Annotated in this window: 15 protein-coding genes; 8 read left to right on the top strand and 7 right to left on the bottom strand. The window is 62.2% G+C overall.

What is annotated here, in order from left to right; genetic code table 11:
- Positions 1 to 75 precede the first annotated feature (75 nt).
- Positions 76 to 960: a LysR substrate-binding domain-containing protein gene (locus APH27_RS24505; protein WP_027921078.1), complete on the bottom strand. Its 885-nt coding sequence runs from the start codon at positions 958 to 960 to the stop codon at positions 76 to 78.
- 152 nt (positions 961 to 1,112) lie between these two features.
- Here APH27_RS24505 and APH27_RS24500 point away from each other — a divergent pair, with 152 nt between their 5' ends.
- Complete coding sequence (locus APH27_RS24500) at positions 1,113 to 4,133, top strand: FAD-binding and (Fe-S)-binding domain-containing protein (protein WP_060486128.1); 3,021 nt, start codon at positions 1,113 to 1,115, stop codon at positions 4,131 to 4,133.
- Positions 4,134 to 4,253: 120 nt separating this feature from the next.
- On the opposite strand, the gene APH27_RS24495 is transcribed toward APH27_RS24500, so the two are convergent.
- The 5 genes from APH27_RS24495 to phhA all read right to left on the bottom strand — a co-directional run bounded on the left by APH27_RS24495 (position 4,254) and on the right by phhA (position 8,046).
- Complete coding sequence (locus tag APH27_RS24495; protein WP_060486127.1) at positions 4,254 to 5,441, bottom strand: MFS transporter; 1,188 nt, start codon at positions 5,439 to 5,441, stop codon at positions 4,254 to 4,256.
- A gap of 98 nt (positions 5,442 to 5,539) precedes the next feature.
- The gene (locus APH27_RS26970) at positions 5,540 to 5,668 is read right to left on the bottom strand and encodes a hypothetical protein (RefSeq protein ID WP_256250716.1); all 129 of its coding nucleotides are present in this window, start codon (positions 5,666 to 5,668) and stop codon (positions 5,540 to 5,542) included.
- A 188-nt stretch (positions 5,669 to 5,856) separates the two neighbouring features.
- Positions 5,857 to 6,690 carry a tyrosine-protein phosphatase gene (locus APH27_RS24490; RefSeq protein ID WP_082435249.1) on the bottom strand — a complete coding sequence of 278 codons (834 nt, stop codon included), beginning with the start codon at positions 6,688 to 6,690 and terminating at the stop codon, positions 5,857 to 5,859.
- 172 nt (positions 6,691 to 6,862) lie between these two features.
- Positions 6,863 to 7,219 (bottom strand): 4a-hydroxytetrahydrobiopterin dehydratase, encoded by a 357-nt coding sequence (locus APH27_RS24485; protein ID WP_003254532.1) that lies wholly within the window; start codon positions 7,217 to 7,219, stop codon positions 6,863 to 6,865.
- A 38-nt stretch (positions 7,220 to 7,257) separates the two neighbouring features.
- Positions 7,258 to 8,046, bottom strand: a complete 789-nt coding sequence (phhA, locus tag APH27_RS24480; protein ID WP_060486126.1) for a phenylalanine 4-monooxygenase — start codon at positions 8,044 to 8,046, stop codon at positions 7,258 to 7,260.
- Between the two features lie 256 nt (positions 8,047 to 8,302).
- Between phhA and APH27_RS24475 the strand changes: the two genes are divergently transcribed.
- Positions 8,303 to 9,862, top strand: coding sequence for a sigma-54-dependent transcriptional regulator (locus APH27_RS24475; protein ID WP_060486125.1), 1,560 nt, complete (start codon positions 8,303 to 8,305; stop codon positions 9,860 to 9,862).
- Between the two features lie 100 nt (positions 9,863 to 9,962).
- Here APH27_RS24475 and APH27_RS24470 read toward each other — a convergent pair whose 3' ends face one another.
- Complete coding sequence (locus tag APH27_RS24470; RefSeq protein ID WP_027921085.1) at positions 9,963 to 10,217, bottom strand: DUF2790 domain-containing protein; 255 nt, start codon at positions 10,215 to 10,217, stop codon at positions 9,963 to 9,965.
- A 419-nt stretch (positions 10,218 to 10,636) separates the two neighbouring features.
- On the opposite strand from APH27_RS24470, the gene acs reads away from it, so the two are divergent.
- The 6 genes from acs to argR all read left to right on the top strand — a co-directional run bounded on the left by acs (position 10,637) and on the right by argR (position 17,209).
- Positions 10,637 to 12,598, top strand: a complete 1,962-nt coding sequence (acs, locus tag APH27_RS24465) for an acetate--CoA ligase (RefSeq protein ID WP_027921086.1) — start codon at positions 10,637 to 10,639, stop codon at positions 12,596 to 12,598.
- 481 nt (positions 12,599 to 13,079) lie between these two features.
- Positions 13,080 to 13,865, top strand: a complete 786-nt coding sequence (locus APH27_RS24460; RefSeq protein WP_027921087.1) for an ABC transporter substrate-binding protein — start codon at positions 13,080 to 13,082, stop codon at positions 13,863 to 13,865.
- Between the two features lie 91 nt (positions 13,866 to 13,956).
- Complete coding sequence (locus APH27_RS24455) at positions 13,957 to 14,646, top strand: ABC transporter permease (protein ID WP_027921088.1); 690 nt, start codon at positions 13,957 to 13,959, stop codon at positions 14,644 to 14,646.
- Complete coding sequence (locus APH27_RS24450; RefSeq protein WP_060486124.1) at positions 14,643 to 15,341, top strand: ABC transporter permease; 699 nt, start codon at positions 14,643 to 14,645, stop codon at positions 15,339 to 15,341. Before APH27_RS24455 ends, APH27_RS24450 begins: the two co-directional genes overlap by 4 nt.
- 22 nt (positions 15,342 to 15,363) lie before the next feature.
- The gene (locus APH27_RS24445) at positions 15,364 to 16,128 is read left to right on the top strand and encodes an ABC transporter ATP-binding protein (RefSeq protein ID WP_027921090.1); all 765 of its coding nucleotides are present in this window, start codon (positions 15,364 to 15,366) and stop codon (positions 16,126 to 16,128) included.
- Between the two features lie 100 nt (positions 16,129 to 16,228).
- Complete coding sequence (argR, locus tag APH27_RS24440) at positions 16,229 to 17,209, top strand: transcriptional regulator ArgR (protein ID WP_027921091.1); 981 nt, start codon at positions 16,229 to 16,231, stop codon at positions 17,207 to 17,209.
- Positions 17,210 to 17,283 lie beyond the last annotated feature (74 nt).

Raw genomic sequence — 17,283 nt, 5'->3', positions numbered from 1 at the left:
AAGAAGACAGTTGCTCCCACAGGCAGTGAGTTCCCTGTGGGAGCGGGTTTACCCGCGAAGAGGCCGGAACAGGATTCAGATCTGTTCCAGCAACCAGCTGCGAAATGCCCTCAGTGAAGGCAAGGCTTCATTGCGCGGTGGATAGATCAGGTAATAACTGCGCTGGCTGGCAAACGCCGCCCCCGGGCTGAACAGCTCACCCTTGGCCAGCTCTTCCTCCACCAGAACCCTCGGTACCAGGCCGATGCCTATCCCGGCCCGCACGGCTTGTATCAGGTGCGAGGTCAGTTCGAAGCTTGGCCCCAGGCGCATCGCCCGGTGCGGCAACCCGTGGTGCGAAAACCACTCGCCCCAGGCATGCGGGTTGTTGGCCACGTTCAGCAGCACCTCTTCACTGACCCGCGCCGGGCCCCAGCCCTGGGCATCGCCGCCTGCTTCCGGCGGCAGGATCACCACCAGCTCCTCGGCGTGCAGCCGATGGCATATCAAGCCCGGCAGGTCATGGCTGGCCACGCCGATGGCCGCGTCGATCTCGCTGGTATCAAAGTTGATCGCTTCGATGCGTGAATGAATATGCACCAGCATGCCCGGGTGGGCACTGTAGAACGCATGCAGGCGTGGCAGCAGCCACTTCGAGCCGAAGGTAGGCAAGGTTGCCAGGCGCAGGGTACCGACCCCCGACTGGTAGGCCAGTGCCTGCAGGGTGGCGCTGCGAATGCGACCTAGCGCCTCGCTCAATTCGCGCTGGTACAGCCGACCGACGTCAGTCAGTTGCACCTGGCGGCCCTCGCGGCGGAACAGGGTCAGGCCCAGTTGCTGCTCCAGCGCCTGCACCTGGCGGCTGACCGCGCTCTGGGTCAGCGACAGTTCGGCAGCGGCGCGGGTATAGCTTTCATGCCGGGCGGCGGCCTCGAAAGCCAGCAGTAGCGACATGGACGGTGTCAGGTGGCGGTAATTCATTCATAAAAGTCATTGATAGCGGCAGGATTATCCGTTTGCCCCTGAAGCGAAACTACAGGAACATTGGTCTATGCGTCATCCTCGCGTGTGGCTACCCATACCGGCATGACAGGATTCCCGTGAATTAGTCCATATCAAGAGGCCATCCTTCGATGATCGCCCAGCTGTCGACCCTTGCGCCGAGCGCCAACTACCCAGAATTCCTCGAAGCCCTGCGCAACAGCGGCTTCCGCGGCCAGATCAGCGCCGACTATGGCACCCGTACGGTGCTGGCCACCGACAACTCGATCTACCAGCGTCTGCCGCAGGCGGCGGTGTTCCCGCTGGATGCCGACGACGTGGCGCGTGTCGCCACGCTGATGGGCGAGCCACGCTTCAAGGAGGTCAAGCTGACCCCTCGTGGCGGCGGCACCGGCACCAATGGCCAGTCGCTGACCGATGGTATCGTCGTCGACCTGTCGCGGCACATGAACCAGATCCTCGAAATCAACGTCGAGGAGCGCTGGGTACGGGTCCAGGCCGGTACGGTCAAGGACCAGCTCAATGCCGCGCTCAAGCCGCACGGGCTGTTCTTCGCCCCTGAGCTGTCCACCTCCAACCGCGCCACTGTCGGCGGCATGATCAACACCGACGCCAGCGGCCAGGGCAGCTGCACCTACGGCAAGACCCGCGACCACGTGCTCGAACTGCACAGCGTGCTGCTCGGTGGCGAGCGCCTGCACAGCCTGCCGATCGACGATGGCGCGCTGGAGCAGGCATGCGCCGCGCCTGGCCGGGTCGGCGAGGTGTACCGCATGGCCCGGGAGATCCAGGAAACCCAAGGCGAGCTGATCGAGACCACCTTCCCCACGCTCAACCGTTGCCTGACCGGCTATGACCTGGCGCACCTGCGCGACGAGCAAGGCCGTTTTAACCTCAACAGCGTGCTGTGCGGTGCCGAGGGCTCGCTCGTCTATGTGGTCGAAGCCAAGCTCAATGTGCTGCCGATCCCGAAATACGCGGTGCTGGTCAACGTGCGCTACAGCAGCTTCATGGATGCCCTGCGCGACGCCAATGCGCTGATGGCGCTCAAGCCGCTGTCGATCGAGACGGTCGACTCCAAGGTGCTGATGCTGGCGATGAAGGACATCGTCTGGCACAGCGTTGCCGAATACTTCCCGGCCGACCCTGAGCGCCCGACCCTGGGCATCAACCTGGTGGAGTTCTGCGGCGACGAGCCGGCGGAGGTCAATGCTCGGGTCCAGGCGTTCATCGATCACCTGCAGAGCGACACCAGTGTCGAGCGCCTGGGCCACACCCTGGCCGAGGGCGCCGAGGCGGTAACCCGCGTCTACACCATGCGCAAGCGCTCGGTCGGCCTGCTCGGCAACGTCGAGGGCGAGGTGCGCCCGCAGCCGTTCGTTGAAGACACTGCCGTACCGCCAGAGCAACTGGCCGACTACATCGCCGACTTCCGCGCGCTGCTCGATGGCTACGGCTTGGCCTACGGCATGTTCGGCCACGTCGATGCCGGCGTGCTGCACGTGCGCCCGGCGCTGGACATGAAAGACCCCGCCCAGGCCGCACTGGTCAAGCCGATTTCCGACGCCGTCGCCGCATTGACCAAGCGCTACGGCGGTTTGCTGTGGGGCGAGCACGGCAAGGGCCTGCGGTCGGAATACGTGCCGGAGTACTTCGGTAAGCTGTACCCGGCGCTGCAGCGCCTGAAGGGCGCCTTCGACCCGCACAACCAGCTCAACCCGGGCAAGATCTGCACGCCGCTGGGCAGCACCGAGGGCCTGACCCCGGTCGACGGCGTGACCCTGCGTGGCGAGCTCGACCGCACCATCGACGAGCGCGTGTGGCAGGACTTCCCCAGCGCCGTGCACTGCAACGGCAACGGTGCCTGCTACAACTACGACCCCAACGACGCCATGTGCCCGTCGTGGAAGGCTACCCGTGAACGCCAGCATTCGCCCAAAGGCCGCGCCTCGCTGATGCGCGAGTGGCTGCGTCTGCAGGGCGAGGCCAACATCGACGTGCTGGCGGCTGCGCGCAACAAGGTGTCGTGGCTCAAGGGTCTGCCGGCGCGGCTGCGCAACAACCGTGCACGCAGCCAGGGCCAGGAAGACTTCTCCCATGAGGTGTACGACGCCATGGCCGGCTGCCTGGCGTGCAAATCGTGCGCGGGGCAGTGCCCGATCAAGGTCAACGTGCCGGACTTCCGCTCGCGCTTCCTGGAGCTGTACCACGGCCGCTATCAGCGCCCGCTGCGTGATTACCTGATCGGCTCGCTGGAGTTCACCATTCCGTACCTGGCCCATGCACCTGGCCTGTACAACGCCGTGATGGGCTCCAAGTGGGTGAGCAAGCTGCTGGCGGACAAGGTCGGCATGGTCGACAGCCCGCTGATCAGCCGCTTCAACTTCCAGTCGACCCTGACCCGTTGCCGCGTCGGCGTGGCCAGCGTGCCGGCCCTGCGCGAACTGACCCCGGCCCAGCGCGAGCGCAGCATCGTACTGGTGCAGGATGCCTTCACCCGCTACTTCGAAACGCCGCTGCTGGCCGCCTTCATCGAGCTGGCCCATCGCCTGGGCCACCGGGTGTTCCTGGCGCCCTATAGCGCCAATGGCAAGCCGCTGCACGTGCAGGGCTTCCTCGGCGCCTTTGCCAAGGCGGCGATTCGCAACGCTACCCAGCTCAAGGCCCTGGCTGACTGCGGCGTGCCGCTGGTGGGCCTGGACCCGGCGATGACCTTGGTCTATCGCCAGGAATACCAGAAAGTGCCGGGCCTGGATGGCTGCCCGAACGTTCTGCTGCCGCAGGAGTGGCTGATGGATGTGCTGCCGGAGCAGGCGCCTGCCGCACCGGGCAATTTCCGCCTGATGGCGCATTGCACCGAGAAAACCAACGTGCCGGCCAGCACCAAACAGTGGGAGCAAGTGTTTGCCCGGCTCGGGCTGAAGCTGGTGACCGAGGCGACGGGTTGCTGCGGCATGTCAGGTACCTACGGGCACGAGGCGCGCAACCAGGGCACTTCGCGGACCATCTTCGAGCAGTCGTGGGCGACCAAGCTGGACAAGGAAGGGGAGGCGCTGGCGACTGGCTACTCGTGTCGCAGCCAGGTCAAGCGCATGACCGAGCGGCAGATGCGCCACCCGTTGGAAGTGGTGTTGCAGTACGCCAGGCGCTGACCTTCAGGGCCCCGGGGCTGCTTTGCAGCCCTTTCGCGACACAAGGCCGCTCCCACAAGCGAATGCGATCCCCTGTCGGAGCGGCCCTGTGTCGCGAAAGGAGCGCAAAGCGCTCCAGCTTTATTGGCCGCGCCCCAGCCGCGCCTGGCGATAAAGATACAGGCTCAACACCAACCCACAGCACGCCGCCGCAGCAGCAAACAGAAACATCGAAGCAAACCCGAACCCCGACGCCACCGCACCCACCAGCGGCCCGGTAATCCCCAGCGACAGGTCGATGAACAGCGAATAAGCCCCCACCGCCGCCCCGCGGTTGGCCGCCGACACCTGGTTTACCGCTTCCACCCCCAGTGCCGGGAACACCAGCGAGAAACCGAACCCGCTTAGCGCAGCCCCTGCCAACGCCAACTCGGCATTTGGCGCCAGCCACAGCATCAGCAGCCCAAGGGTTTCCACCGAAAGGCAAACGATTGCCACCCTGAACCCACCCATCCGGTTGATCAGGTTGCCGAACAGCAGCCGCGCGCAGATGAAGCTGGCACCGAACAGGCTCAAGGTCAGTGCTGCATTGGCCCAGCCACGGCTGGCGTAATACAGGGTGATGAAGGTGGCGATGGTGCCAAAGCCGATGGAGCCCAAGGCCAGTCCCGAACCGTGCGGGAACACCTTGCCCAGCACCTGCATGAACGGCAGGCGCTTGCCGCTGACGACGGGCGCCGCGTGCTTCGGCCAGGCCAGCAGCAGGCCAATGCCGCACAGCAGGATGATGCTTACCCCCATGCTCCACAGCCCCAGGCTCTTGACCATCAGCACGCCCAGTGGCGCACCGATGGCCAGCGCGCCATAGCTGGCGATGCCGTTCCAGGAGATGACCTTGGCCGTGTGCTCGGCCCCGACCCGGCCGATACCCCAGCCAATCGAGCCAGAGCCCACCAGGCTTTCGGCACTGCCAAGCACCAGGCGGCCAACCAGCAGGCAGCTCAGGCTGACCCAGGGCAGGTGGGTGAGGAAGGCGCAGGCAAGCATGAACACACCGCTCAGGCCGCAGCCGAACAGCCCGTACATCACGGCTTTCTTGCTGCCCAGGTTATCGATGATGCGGCTGGCGGTAGGGCGGCTGAGCAGGGTGGCGAGGTACTGCACGCTGATCACCAGGCCGGCGATCACGGCACTGAAGCCGAGGTCGTTGTGCACATAGCCAGGCAGCACGGCCAGGGGGATGCCGATGTTCAGGTAGCCGATGAAGGTGAAGAGGACGATGGATACGACTTGCAGGGTGACCGCAAGGGGGCGCGGTGAGTCAGGCATGGGTGTCTTCGTGGCAGAGGTTCGTGACGGTGTGAAAACGTGATGACGGGGGTGGCCCGCAGGTCAGCCGTTTTCACACAGTCGGAGGGATGCGCAGTTTATTCCTGGTCAGCGCTGGATTGATCGTCACCATCCTGATCGACGGCAGGCGTCGGTTCGGCGTGGGCGGTAACGGTTGGCTCTTCTGGGTTCAGGCTTGGGAAGGGAAGATTCGGGATTTCATGCATCTCGTCGTTCCTCGCAAGTGTGAGTGAAAAGTCTGCGCCAGGCGCGTTCGGAGCTTCGCAAAGCTGGGGCAGGATACACAAGTCTGGATGACAGTTTGTAATTTTTCCCGGTCGCTTGTCGGTTTTGCGGGCGGATACCGGACGCAATAATGCTCTGCCCGCGTGTTGAGCGGGCAGAGCACGGCAGGTTAAACGACCAGTTTGCTGCGTAAGTTGCTCAGCGTCTGGTGCGACAGGTTCAAGCCATTGTGCAGATAATTGTCCATGTCGCCGTAATCACGGGTCACCTGTTCCAGTGCTGCATTGAGATAGCGCGCATCGACCGTCAAGGCAGGCGCATAGATGGCCCTCCTGCTTTCTGGCATGCCTGCCAGAGTAGCGGCGATGCGTTGGGCGGTGTAGGCATTGCTCGCCAGGTAGTCGTACATCAGGGTTGCATGATCAGCACCGGCAATGCTCAGCAACAGTGCAGATACCCAGCCGGTACGGTCTTTGCCGGCGGAGCAATGGAAAAGCACCGGCCCTTGGGTTTGGGCCATTGCCGTCAGGACGTCCCCCAACACCTCGCGTGCTGATGCGCATACGACGAAGTCGCGGTTCACATCCCGCATGAGTGCGCTGGTCTGCTCCGCGCTTTCAAGGCGCAATGAGGCGAGGTCGAATCCTTTGAAGCGGTGGCGCAGCACGTTGAAATGACGATAAATGGCGCCTTTTGGGAGTACGTCTGGCGCTGTTTCGATTTCGTGATCGTCGCGTAGGTCGAAGATTGCGCGAATGCCAAGCTGTTCAAGGATGGCCATGTCGGCTGCGCTAGGGGTTACGGCATTGCTCCGGTAGAAGCACATGCTGCGCAGGGTGCCGTAACAGGTAGTGTGCGCTGCGATGGTGCCCGCTATGTCACGGAAGTTGTCCAGGCTGGCCAGGCGAGGTGTATCAAGCTGTGCATTGCCAGGTTTTGAGCATGCCCTGTGAGAGGCGGTAATTGCGTTGTTCAGTTCGGTATCGAATGAGGATAGGAACATCGTGAGTCGCTCCGGGGTTGAGAGCGGCTAGCGTGGTTCAAGCGGAACAATTCTTTCAGAGGGGTATTCTCTAGGAGGGAGGGCATGTGGCGGTTGGTTGTGGCAGATAAGTGCTATTGGCATGTACGAAGCTGGCCGCGACGTAGGTGTCGCAGCCAGCTTCGATCTGGTGTTACTTACGGCCTTCAGCCGTCTCGGCGACCTTGTCGGTACGCGCGCACATGATGAAGTCGTTGCGGTGCAGGCCCTTGATCGAGTGGCTCCACCAGGTCACGGTGACCTTGCCCCACTCGGTCAGCAGGCCGGGGTGGTGGCCTTCGGCTTCGGCGATCTCGCCCACGGCATTGGTGAACGCCAGGGCATGCTTGAAGTTCTTGAAGAGGAACACGCGCTCGAGCTCCATGTGGCCATCGCGGACTTCGATGTTCCAGTCCGGGATCTCGCGGATCAGCTCGGCCAGTTCTTCGTCGGTGACCTTGGGTGCGTCAGCGCGGCAGGCTTCGCAGTGGGCTTGGTTCAAGGCATTCATGGTGTGTTTTCCGCTTCGAGTTGTTATCGGCAAGGTGCTCAGGCAGCGACCTTGGGTGGGAATTTCGGTGCATGCAGCCCCAGCTGCATGGCTTCGTGGACCATGGCCATGATGTCTTCATGGGCCAGGTCGAACAGGCGTTTCATGTTTGGCAGCACGAAGTACAGCGGCTGCAGAATGTCGATACGGTAGGGCGTGCGCATGCACTCGATCGGGTCGAAGGCCTGGTGCTCAGGCTCGCCAGAAAGACTGTAGACGGTCTCTTTCGGCGAGGAGAGGATACCGCCGCCATAGATCTTGCGACCCTGTGGGGTCTCCATCAGGCCGAATTCGATGGTCATCCAGTACAGGCGTGCCAGGTACACGCGTTGTTCCTTGGTCGCGGCCAGGCCGAGCTTGCCGTAGGTGTGGGTGAATTCGGCAAAGAACGGGTTGGTCAGCAGCGGGCAGTGGCCAAAGATCTCGTGGAAGATGTCCGGTTCCTGCAGGTAGTCCAGTTCTTCCGGGGTGCGGATGAAGGTGGCGACCGGGAAGCGTTTGCTGGCCAGCAGCTCGAAGAAGGTCTGGAAGGGGATCAGCGCCGGTACCCGGGCAACCTGCCAGCCGGTGGTGGCGCCCAGCACCTTGTTGACTTCGCCCAGCTGCGGAATGCGGTCATGGGGCAGCTTGAGCTGGTCGATGCCGTCCAGGTATTCCTGGCACGCGCGGCCTTCGATGACGTTCAGCTGGCGAGTGATCAGGGTGTTCCATACCGCATGCTCTTGCTGCGGGTAATCGATAAAACCGTTCGCATCGGGCTCGCGTGCCACGTATTGCGTCTGTTTCATGTGGCTCTCCTGGTGAGGACTTTCTTGTTATGTCCACGACATGACTCAGGAATATCCCTTCACCGGCTGATTTGCACGGGGGGCGGTGCCTTCTGGTAGGTGCCCATTGACCGGTCATTCGTAACGATAATTTTACAAAATACCCTGCATGCCGGAAAATCCGGCTCATCAAGCTGCCCTTTGCGTCGTTTTTGGCAGCTTATCTTTACGACTTTTCCGTGCGACGTTGAAAAACTTCGCCACTTCGAGAGCTTCCATGCGTATCAAAGTGCATTGCCAGAACCGCATCGGCATCCTTCGCGACATCCTCAACCTGCTGGTGGAATACGGCATCAACGTGCTGCGCGGCGAGGTGGGGGGAGACCATGGCAATGCCATCTACCTGCACTGCCCGAACCTGATCAATCTGCAGTTCCAGGCGCTGCGGCCCAAGTTCGAATCGATTGCCGGCGTATTCGGGGTCAAGCGCGTCGGCCTGATGCCCAGCGAGCGCCGCCACATGGAGCTCAATGCGTTGCTCGGCGCGCTGGATTTCCCGGTGCTGTCGATCGACATGGGGGGCAGCATCGTCGCTGCCAACCGCACTGCGGCGCAGTTGCTCGGGGTGCGGGTCGACGAAGTGCCGGGCATGCCGCTGGCGCGCTATGTCGAGGATTTCGACCTGCCGGAGCTGGTGCGCGCCAACAAGTCGCGCATCAATGGCCTGCGCATCAAGGTCAAGGGTGATGTGTTCCTGGCCGATATTGCGCCGCTGCAATCCGAGCACGATGACAGCGAGGCCCTGGCCGGTGCCGTGCTGACCCTGCATCGCGCCGACCGCATCGGCGAGCGCATCTATAACGTGCGCAAACAGGAATTGCGCGGTTTCGACAGTATTTTCCAGAGCTCGCGGGTCATGGCGGCGGTGGTGCGTGAAGCGCGGCGCATGGCGCCGCTGGATGCGCCCTTGCTGATCGAAGGCGAGACCGGCACCGGCAAGGAGTTGCTGGCCCGCGCCTGCCATCTGGCCAGCCCGCGTGGCCAGGCGCCTTTGATGGCACTCAACTGTGCCGGCCTGCCAGAGTCGATGGCCGAAACCGAGCTGTTCGGTTATGGCCCCGGTGCTTTCGAGGGGGCGCGTGCCGAGGGCAAGCTGGGGCTGCTGGAGTTGACGGCTGGCGGTACGTTGTTCCTCGATGGCGTGGGGGAGATGAGCCCGCGCCTGCAGGTAAAGCTGCTGCGTTTCCTGCAGGATGGTTGCTTCCGCCGTGTCGGCAGCGATGAAGAGGTGTACCTGGATGTGCGGGTAATCTGCGCCACCCAGGTCGACCTGTCCGAGCTGTGCGCCCGCGGCGAATTCCGCCAGGACCTGTATCACCGGCTCAACGTGCTGTCGCTGCACATTCCGCCGCTGCGCGAATGCATGGACGGGTTGGAGGGCCTTGTGCAGCACTTCCTCGATCAGGCCAGCCGGCAGATCGGCTGCGCCATGCCGCGCCTGGCACCGGCGGCCATGGACAAACTCAGCCAGTATCACTGGCCAGGGAATGTGCGGCAGCTGGAGAACGTGTTGTTCCAGGCGGTTTCGTTATGCGAAGGCGGGGTGGTGAAGAGCGAGCATATTCGTTTGCCGGATTATGGCGTGCGGCAGCCGTTGGGCGAGTTTTCGCTGGATGGGGATCTTTCGCGGATTGTAGGACGATTTGAAAAGGCGGTGCTGGAAAGTCTGATGGGGGAGTTTCCAAGTAGCCGGGCGCTGGGAAAACGCCTGGGGGTTTCCCATACGACAATTGCCAACAAGTTGCGGGATTATTCGTTGGGCAAGTCGGCAGATTAAATGGCTGTTATTTAATGCCTTGTTAACTTTCAATTCGGGGTGAAAGTTGCAGGCAGGCAAAAACGCGAACGGGGCCCGCAGGGGCCCCGATTCGAAGGTATCAGCCGTTGGAGCAGCCGTTCCCCATCACGCGGTATTCGAGAATGTGCTTCTGGCCCTTGGAGTCCTCGTAGGTCATGCGGGCGGGCACTACTTCGCAGACGTTGGGCACTTCGCTCATGGAGATGACGCGGGCAATGTCCAGGTGCTGCGAGTAACTGTACTGTTCAACCGGAATCTGCTCGACATTGTTTGCTTCGCCGGCCATTGCCGCGCCGCAAAGACTGCCAAGTACCAATACCAGTAAAGCTTTCATTTTCTATTTACCTGTCTAAGGTCGTGAGGGGGCACGCGGCACTTGTGGCGCCGCGAGTACTGCCAAAGTTCAACTATCGGGATTAGAGGGGGATTAACTGATTGCCTTCGTGGGGGCTGTTCCAGTAGTTAATCGCCTTGCCGTTGCTGGCGAGGTGAATCTTATGCCTGAGTAACTAAGGGAAACAGATGGCGTTTTGATAAAGTTTTTTCGCCTTTTTCCATAATCTGTAACAATCCCTTGGCAGGTGCCCTCGTGGTTTTCCCTTGCCGGGCCGGCGGCTGCGGGCTAGAGCCTCCCGCGCCGTGGGCATGAAGATTTGCCGGGCGTGCTACTACCATCGTCGTATGGTTTTTCCCGCTCTGGTACAGTTACAAACGGTTCCATACAAAAACAACTATTACACCGAGGTAACACAGATGAGTGCGGCTCCACTGTATCCCGTTCGTCCCGAGGTTGCGGCCACTACCCTGACCGACGAGGCCACCTACAAGGCCATGTACCAGCAATCGGTGATCAACCCGGACGGCTTCTGGCGCGAGCAGGCCCAGCGCCTGGACTGGATCAAGCCCTTCACCAAGGTCAAGCAGACCTCGTTCGACGACCACCATGTCGATATCAAGTGGTTTGCCGACGGCACTCTCAACGTTTCCTCCAACTGCCTGGACCGCCACCTCGAAGAGCGCGGCGACCAGCTGGCAATCATCTGGGAGGGCGACGACCCTTCCGAGCATCGCAACATCACCTACCGCGAGCTGCACGAGCAGGTCTGCAAGTTCGCCAACGCCCTGCGCGGCCAGGACGTGCACCGTGGCGATGTGGTGACCATCTACATGCCGATGATCCCTGAGGCCGTGGTGGCCATGCTGGCGTGCGCCCGCATCGGTGCCATCCACTCGGTGGTGTTCGGCGGCTTCTCGCCGGAAGCCCTGGCCGGGCGCATCATCGACTGCAAGTCCAAAGTGGTGATCACCGCTGACGAAGGCCTGCGGGGCGGCCGTCGCACGCCGCTCAAGGCCAACGTCGACCTGGCGCTGACCAACCCGGAAACCAACAGCGTGCAGAAGATCATCGTGTGCAAGCGCACCGGTGGCGACATCGCCTGGCACCAGCACCGCGACATCTGGTACGAGGACCTGATGAAGGTTGCCTCCAGCCACTGCGCGCCGAAGGAAATGGGGGCCGAAGAGCCGCTGTTCATCCTTTATACCTCCGGCTCCACCGGCAAGCCGAAGGGTGTGCTGCACACCACCGGTGGTTACCTGGTGTATGCCGCACTGACCCATGAGCGCGTTTTCGACTACCGCCCGGGCGAAGTCTACTGGTGCACCGCCGACGTCGGCTGGGTCACCGGCCACAGCTACATTGTCTATGGCCCGCTGGCCAACGGCGCAACCACGCTGCTGTTCGAAGGCGTGCCAAATTACCCGGACATCACCCGCGTGTCGAAGATCGTCGACAAGCACAAAGTCAATATCCTCTACACCGCACCGACCGCCATCCGCGCCATGATGGCCGAAGGGCAGGCTGCCGTTGCCGGTGCCGATGGTTCCAGCCTGCGCCTGCTGGGTTCGGTCGGCGAGCCGATCAACCCCGAGGCCTGGAACTGGTACTACAAGACCGTCGGCAAAGAGCGTTGCCCGATCGTCGATACCTGGTGGCAGACCGAGACAGGGGGTGTGCTGATCAGCCCGCTGCCGGGTGCCACGGCACTCAAGCCGGGCTCGGCGACCCGTCCATTCTTCGGTGTGGTGCCGGCGCTGGTGGATAACCTGGGCAACCTGATCGAAGGGGCTGCCGAAGGCAACCTGGTGATTCTCGATTCCTGGCCGGGCCAGTCGCGTTCGCTGTACGGCGACCACGACCGCTTCGTCGATACCTACTTCAAGACCTTCCGTGGCATGTACTTCACCGGCGACGGTGCGCGTCGTGACGAGGATGGCTACTACTGGATCACCGGTCGCGTGGACGACGTGCTCAACGTGTCCGGCCACCGCATGGGTACCGCCGAGATCGAGAGCGCCATGGTCGCCCACGCCAAGGTCGCCGAGGCGGCGGTGGTTGGCGTGCCGCACGACATCAAGGGGCAGGGCATCTATGTGTATGTCACCCTCAATGCCGGAATCGAGCCGAGCGAGCAGCTGCGCCTGGAGCTGAAGAACTGGGTGCGCAAGGAGATTGGCCCGATTGCCTCGCCGGATGTGATCCAGTGGGCGCCGGGGCTGCCGAAGACCCGTTCGGGCAAGATCATGCGGCGCATCCTGCGCAAGATCGCCACGGCCGAATACGACGCCCTGGGTGACATCTCGACCCTGGCCGACCCAGGTGTGGTGCAGCACCTGATCGATACCCACAAGGCGATGAGCCTGGCTACGGCCTGACCTTGTAGGCACTACGAAACCCCGCCAGGGCAACCGGCGGGGTTTTTGCTTTACTGTTACCCGACAATCATCGGTAACTCTTCTGTCACCGATTTCGCACAGGATCGGGGCGCAGGGAAACACGTCCGTGCCGTTTTGGTGCGTCTCGGTGGCCATTTTCAGTGAGGTGAAACGCTGCACTTGCCGTAATGCAAGGGTTTGCCAATAATAGGCCCAGTAATTGCTTGGCTTACAGGTTATTTCTCTCGAGCTCTTGCATGATTTGCAAAAGCTGTCAACATCGCCCGCCGCGATTTCAAGCGCTTCTGTAAGTAGTTGTCGCTTTGAAGAAATATCGACTACCGGGCTGTCGTTAAAATGCCACTCACTCGCTCGTGGTCTGCGACCTTGGTCGAAACCTGCGCGGCTCGCGTTGTACCCATTCGCATATCGGGCAGCTGTTACCCTGCCTCGTATTGCCCCGTACCGATGGAGTTACCTGATGAAGAAGCTCGCACTGCTTGGCGCACTGGCGCTTTCCGTGTTTTCCCTGGTATCGCAGGCCGATGAAAAACCGTTGAAGATCGGCATCGAAGCCGCCTACCCACCCTTCGCCTTCAAACAGCCGGATGGCAGCATCGCCGGTTTCGACTACGACATCGGCAACGCCCTGTGTGAAGAGATGAAGGCCAAGTGCACCTGGGTCGAGCAAGAGTTCGACGGCCTGATCCCGGCGCTCAAGGTGCGCAAGATCGACGCCATCCTGTCGTCCATGTCGATCACCGATGATCGCAAGAAGTCGGTCGACTTCACCAAGCGCTACTACCTGACCCCGGCGCGCCTGGTCATGAAGGAAGGCTCCACCGTCAGCGACAGCCTCGACGAGCTCAAGGGCAAGAAGATCGGCGTGCAGCGCGGCTCGATCCACGATCGCTTCGCCAAGGAAGTGCTGGCTCCGAAGGGCGCCACCGTGGTTCCTTACGGCACCCAGAACGAAATCTACCTGGATGTTGCCGCCGGCCGCCTGGACGGTACCGTGGCCGATGCCACCCTGCTCGAAGACGGCTTCCTGAAAACCGACGCTGGCAAGGGCTTCGCCTTCGTCGGCCCATCGTTCACCGACGTGAAGTACTTCGGTGACGGCGTCGGCATCGCCGTGCGCAAGGGTGACGACGCCAACCGCGAGCGCATCAACAAGGCCATCGACGCCATCCGCGCCAACGGCAAGTACAAAGAAATCGAGAAGAAGTACTTCAACTTCGATATCTACGGTCCAGACTCGAACTAAGACGTCGAGTTTCACCTGTGCAATGGTGCAAACAGCAGAGGCTCTGAGGTTTGCACCATTTTTCATTCCCAAGCCCTGAGGAATCCGAATCATGTTGAAAGGCTATGGGGCAGTCATCCTCGACGGGGCGTGGCTGACGCTGCAGCTCGCCCTGTCGTCGATGGCCCTGGCCATCGTCCTCGGCCTGATCGGCGTGGCGCTGCGTTTGTCGCCGGTGCGCTGGTTGGCCTGGCTGGGGGATCTGTACTCCACGGTGATCCGTGGCATCCCCGACCTGGTCCTGATCCTGCTGATCTTCTACGGCGGCCAGGACATCATCAACCGGGTGGCGCCGCTGCTCGGCTATGACGACTACATCGACCTTAACCCGCTGGTGGCCGGTATCGGCACGCTGGGCTTCATTTTTGGCGCGTACCTGTCGGAAACCTTCCGTGGTGCGTTCCTCGGTATCCCCAAGGGCCAGGCCGAAGCCGGCGTGGCCTATGGCATGAGTGCGCGCCAGGTGTTCTTCCGCATCCAGGTGCCGCAGATGATCCGCCTGGCCATCCCGGGCTTCACCAACAACTGGCTGGTGCTGACCAAGGCCACGGCGCTGATTTCGGTGGTCGGCCTGCAGGACATGATGTTCAAGGCCAAGCAGGCGGCCGACGCCACCCGCGAACCTTTCACCTTCTTCCTGGCCGTGGCCGCGCTGTACCTGGTGATCACCAGTATTTCGCTGCTGGCGCTGAAGTATCTCGAGCGCCGCTACTCGGTAGGCGTCAAGGTGGCTGAACTATGATCTTCGACTACAACGTCGTCTGGGATGCCATGCCGCTGTACCTTGGCGGCCTGCTGACCACCCTCAAGCTGCTGGCGCTGTCGCTGCTGTTCGGCCTGCTGGCGGCCATCCCGCTGGGCCTGATGCGCGTATCCAAGCAGCCGCTGGTGAACATGGGCGCCTGGCTGTACACCTATGTGATCCGTGGCACGCCGATGCTGGTGCAGCTGTTCCTGATCTACTACGGCCTGGCCCAGTTCGAGGCGGTGCGCGAGAGCATCTTCTGGCCGTGGCTGTCCAGCGCAACCTTCTGCGCCTGCCTGGCCTTCGCTATCAACACCAGCGCCTACACCGCCGAAATCATCGCCGGCAGCCTCAAGGCCACGCCCCATGGCGAGATTGAGGCGGCCAAGGCCATGGGCATGTCACGGATGAAGATGTACCGCCGCATCCTGCTGCCGTCGGCCCTGCGCCGGGCGCTGCCGCAGTACAGCAACGAAGTGATCATGATGCTGCAGACCACCAGCCTGGCGTCGATCGTGACCCTGATCGACATCACCGGTGCGGCACGCACGGTCAATGCCCAGTACTACCTGCCTTTCGAGGCCTACATCACGGCGGGCGTGTTCTACCTGTGCCTGACCTTCATCCTCGTGCGCCTGTTCAAGATGGCCGAACGCCGCTGGCTCGGCTATCTGGCGCCGCGCAAGCACTGAACGCTCTGTGAGAACCGACAGTATGTACAAACTCGAAGTCCAAGACCTGCACAAGCGCTACGGCAGCCATGAAGTGCTCAAGGGCGTTTCATTGGCGGCCAAGGCCGGCGACGTGATCAGCATCATCGGCTCCAGCGGTTCGGGCAAGTCGACCTTCCTGCGCTGCATCAACCTGCTGGAGCAGCCCCATGCAGGGAAGATCCTGCTCAACAACGAAGAGCTGAAGCTCCAGCCTGGCAAGGACGGCGCACTCAAGGCCTCCGACCCGCGCCAGTTGCAGCGCATGCGCTCGCGTCTGTCGATGGTGTTCCAGCATTTCAACCTGTGGTCGCACATGACCGCGCTGGAGAACATCATCGAAGCGCCAGTGCACGTTCTCGGGGTAAGCAAGAAGGAAGCTCTGGAGAAGGCCGAGCACTACCTGGCCAAGGTCGGTGTGGCCCACCGCAAGGACGCCTTCCCCGGTCACATGTCTGGCGGTGAGCAGCAGCGTGTGGCCATTGCCCGGGCCTTGGCCATGGAGCCGGAAGTCATGCTGTTCGACGAGCCGACTTCGGCGCTCGACCCCGAGCTGGTGGGTGATGTGCTCAAGGTCATGCAGGCCCTGGCTCAAGAAGGCCGAACCATGGTGGTGGTGACCCACGAAATGGGCTTTGCCCGCGAAGTGTCGAACCAGCTGGTGTTCCTGCACAAAGGCCTGGTCGAAGAGACCGGTTGCCCGCGTGAAGTGCTGGCCAACCCGCAATCGGAGCGGCTCAAGCAGTTCCTCTCCGGCAGCTTGAAGTAAAAGGCTGCATCTTTGCACCAGAATAGGGCATGCTGCGCAGCGAGCGCAGCCTGACCCGGCGCCACTGACTCGAACGAACCCAGGTTTCGGACCGCACCCTATGACCACCCAGCGAATCGGTTTTCTCATCTGGCCAAGCACCAAGCCTTTGACCTTGGCGCTGGCGGAGGAAGTGTTGCAGGTGGCCCAGCGGGTGCATCCGGAGGTGGTCTACGAGATTTCCTTCCTTCAGGCGGAGCCTGCCGAGGAGGGCGCCTGGCGCCTGCCGGGCGAGCCGTGGAATGGCCGCCTGGAGGGCTGTCACAAGCTCTTCCTGTTGGCAGACGATTTGCCTCAAGCGGTGGGTTCGGCGCTTTCGTCGGCGCTCAAGCAGTTGGCGCGCAGTGGTTGCATGATCGGGGGGCTGTCTGCTGGCGTGTACCCGCTGGCCATGCTTGGTTTGCTCGATGGCTACCGCGCGGCGGTGCACTGGCGCTGGCAGGATGATTTCGCCGAGCGGTTCCCCAAGGTGATTGCCACCAGCCACTTGTTCGACTGGGATCGTGATCGCCTGACGGCCTGTGGTGGCATGGCGGTGACCGACCTGTTGCTGGCGGTGCTGGCCCGCGATCATGGTGCTGAGCTTGCCGGGGCGGTGTCCGAGGAACTGGTGGTCGAGCGCATTCGCGAAGGTGGCGAACGCCAGCGCATTCCGCTGCAGAACCGCCTTGGTTCGAGCCATCCGAAGTTGACCCAGGCCGTGCTGTTGATGGAAGCCAACATCGAAGAGCCGCTGACCACTGATGAAATTGCCCAGCATGTCTGCGTCTCTCGCCGGCAGTTGGAGCGCATATTCAAGCAGTACCTCAATCGCGTGCCGAGCCAGTATTACCTGGAGCTGCGGCTGAACAAGGCGCGGCAGATGCTGATGCAGACCAGCAAGTCGATCATCCAGATCGGGTTGTCCTGTGGCTTCTCCTCGGGGCCGCATTTCTCTAGTGCCTATCGCAACTTCTTCGGCGCCACGCCGCGGGAGGACCGCAACCAGCGGCGTAGCAGCAGCCCGTTTGAACTGAGCTCGGCGCCGGCCGAAAAGGGCTGAGGTTTCGGGTGGGGTCGGGGTGCATGCCTTGGGTTTGAGGGTGGTGCTGAAATCGAGCGCCGCCCGCGCGGCGC

The organism is Pseudomonas sp. NBRC 111123 (assembly GCF_001320205.1).
Taxonomy (GTDB): domain Bacteria; phylum Pseudomonadota; class Gammaproteobacteria; order Pseudomonadales; family Pseudomonadaceae; genus Aquipseudomonas; species Aquipseudomonas putida_J.
The sequence above is the reverse complement of the archived record's forward strand: the minus strand, read 5'-3'. Positions and strand labels throughout refer to the sequence as shown.

Excerpts from the sequence above, each read along its gene's own strand:
- APH27_RS24505 (WP_027921078.1), bottom strand. The coding sequence starts at position 960 with ATGAATTACCGCCACCTGACACCGTCCATGTCGCTACTGCTGGCTTTC.
- APH27_RS24500 (WP_060486128.1), top strand. The coding sequence starts at position 1,113 with ATGATCGCCCAGCTGTCGACCCTTGCGCCGAGCGCCAACTACCCAGAA.
- APH27_RS24495 (WP_060486127.1), bottom strand. The coding sequence starts at position 5,441 with ATGCCTGACTCACCGCGCCCCCTTGCGGTCACCCTGCAAGTCGTATCC.
- APH27_RS26970 (WP_256250716.1), bottom strand. The coding sequence starts at position 5,668 with ATGCATGAAATCCCGAATCTTCCCTTCCCAAGCCTGAACCCAGAAGAG.
- APH27_RS24490 (WP_082435249.1), bottom strand. The coding sequence starts at position 6,690 with ATGTTCCTATCCTCATTCGATACCGAACTGAACAACGCAATTACCGCC.
- APH27_RS24485 (WP_003254532.1), bottom strand. The coding sequence starts at position 7,219 with ATGAATGCCTTGAACCAAGCCCACTGCGAAGCCTGCCGCGCTGACGCA.
- phhA (WP_060486126.1), bottom strand. The coding sequence starts at position 8,046 with ATGAAACAGACGCAATACGTGGCACGCGAGCCCGATGCGAACGGTTTT.
- APH27_RS24475 (WP_060486125.1), top strand. The coding sequence starts at position 8,303 with ATGCGTATCAAAGTGCATTGCCAGAACCGCATCGGCATCCTTCGCGAC.
- APH27_RS24470 (WP_027921085.1), bottom strand. The coding sequence starts at position 10,217 with ATGAAAGCTTTACTGGTATTGGTACTTGGCAGTCTTTGCGGCGCGGCA.
- acs (WP_027921086.1), top strand. The coding sequence starts at position 10,637 with ATGAGTGCGGCTCCACTGTATCCCGTTCGTCCCGAGGTTGCGGCCACT.
- APH27_RS24460 (WP_027921087.1), top strand. The coding sequence starts at position 13,080 with ATGAAGAAGCTCGCACTGCTTGGCGCACTGGCGCTTTCCGTGTTTTCC.
- APH27_RS24455 (WP_027921088.1), top strand. The coding sequence starts at position 13,957 with ATGTTGAAAGGCTATGGGGCAGTCATCCTCGACGGGGCGTGGCTGACG.
- APH27_RS24450 (WP_060486124.1), top strand. The coding sequence starts at position 14,643 with ATGATCTTCGACTACAACGTCGTCTGGGATGCCATGCCGCTGTACCTT.
- APH27_RS24445 (WP_027921090.1), top strand. The coding sequence starts at position 15,364 with ATGTACAAACTCGAAGTCCAAGACCTGCACAAGCGCTACGGCAGCCAT.
- argR (WP_027921091.1), top strand. The coding sequence starts at position 16,229 with ATGACCACCCAGCGAATCGGTTTTCTCATCTGGCCAAGCACCAAGCCT.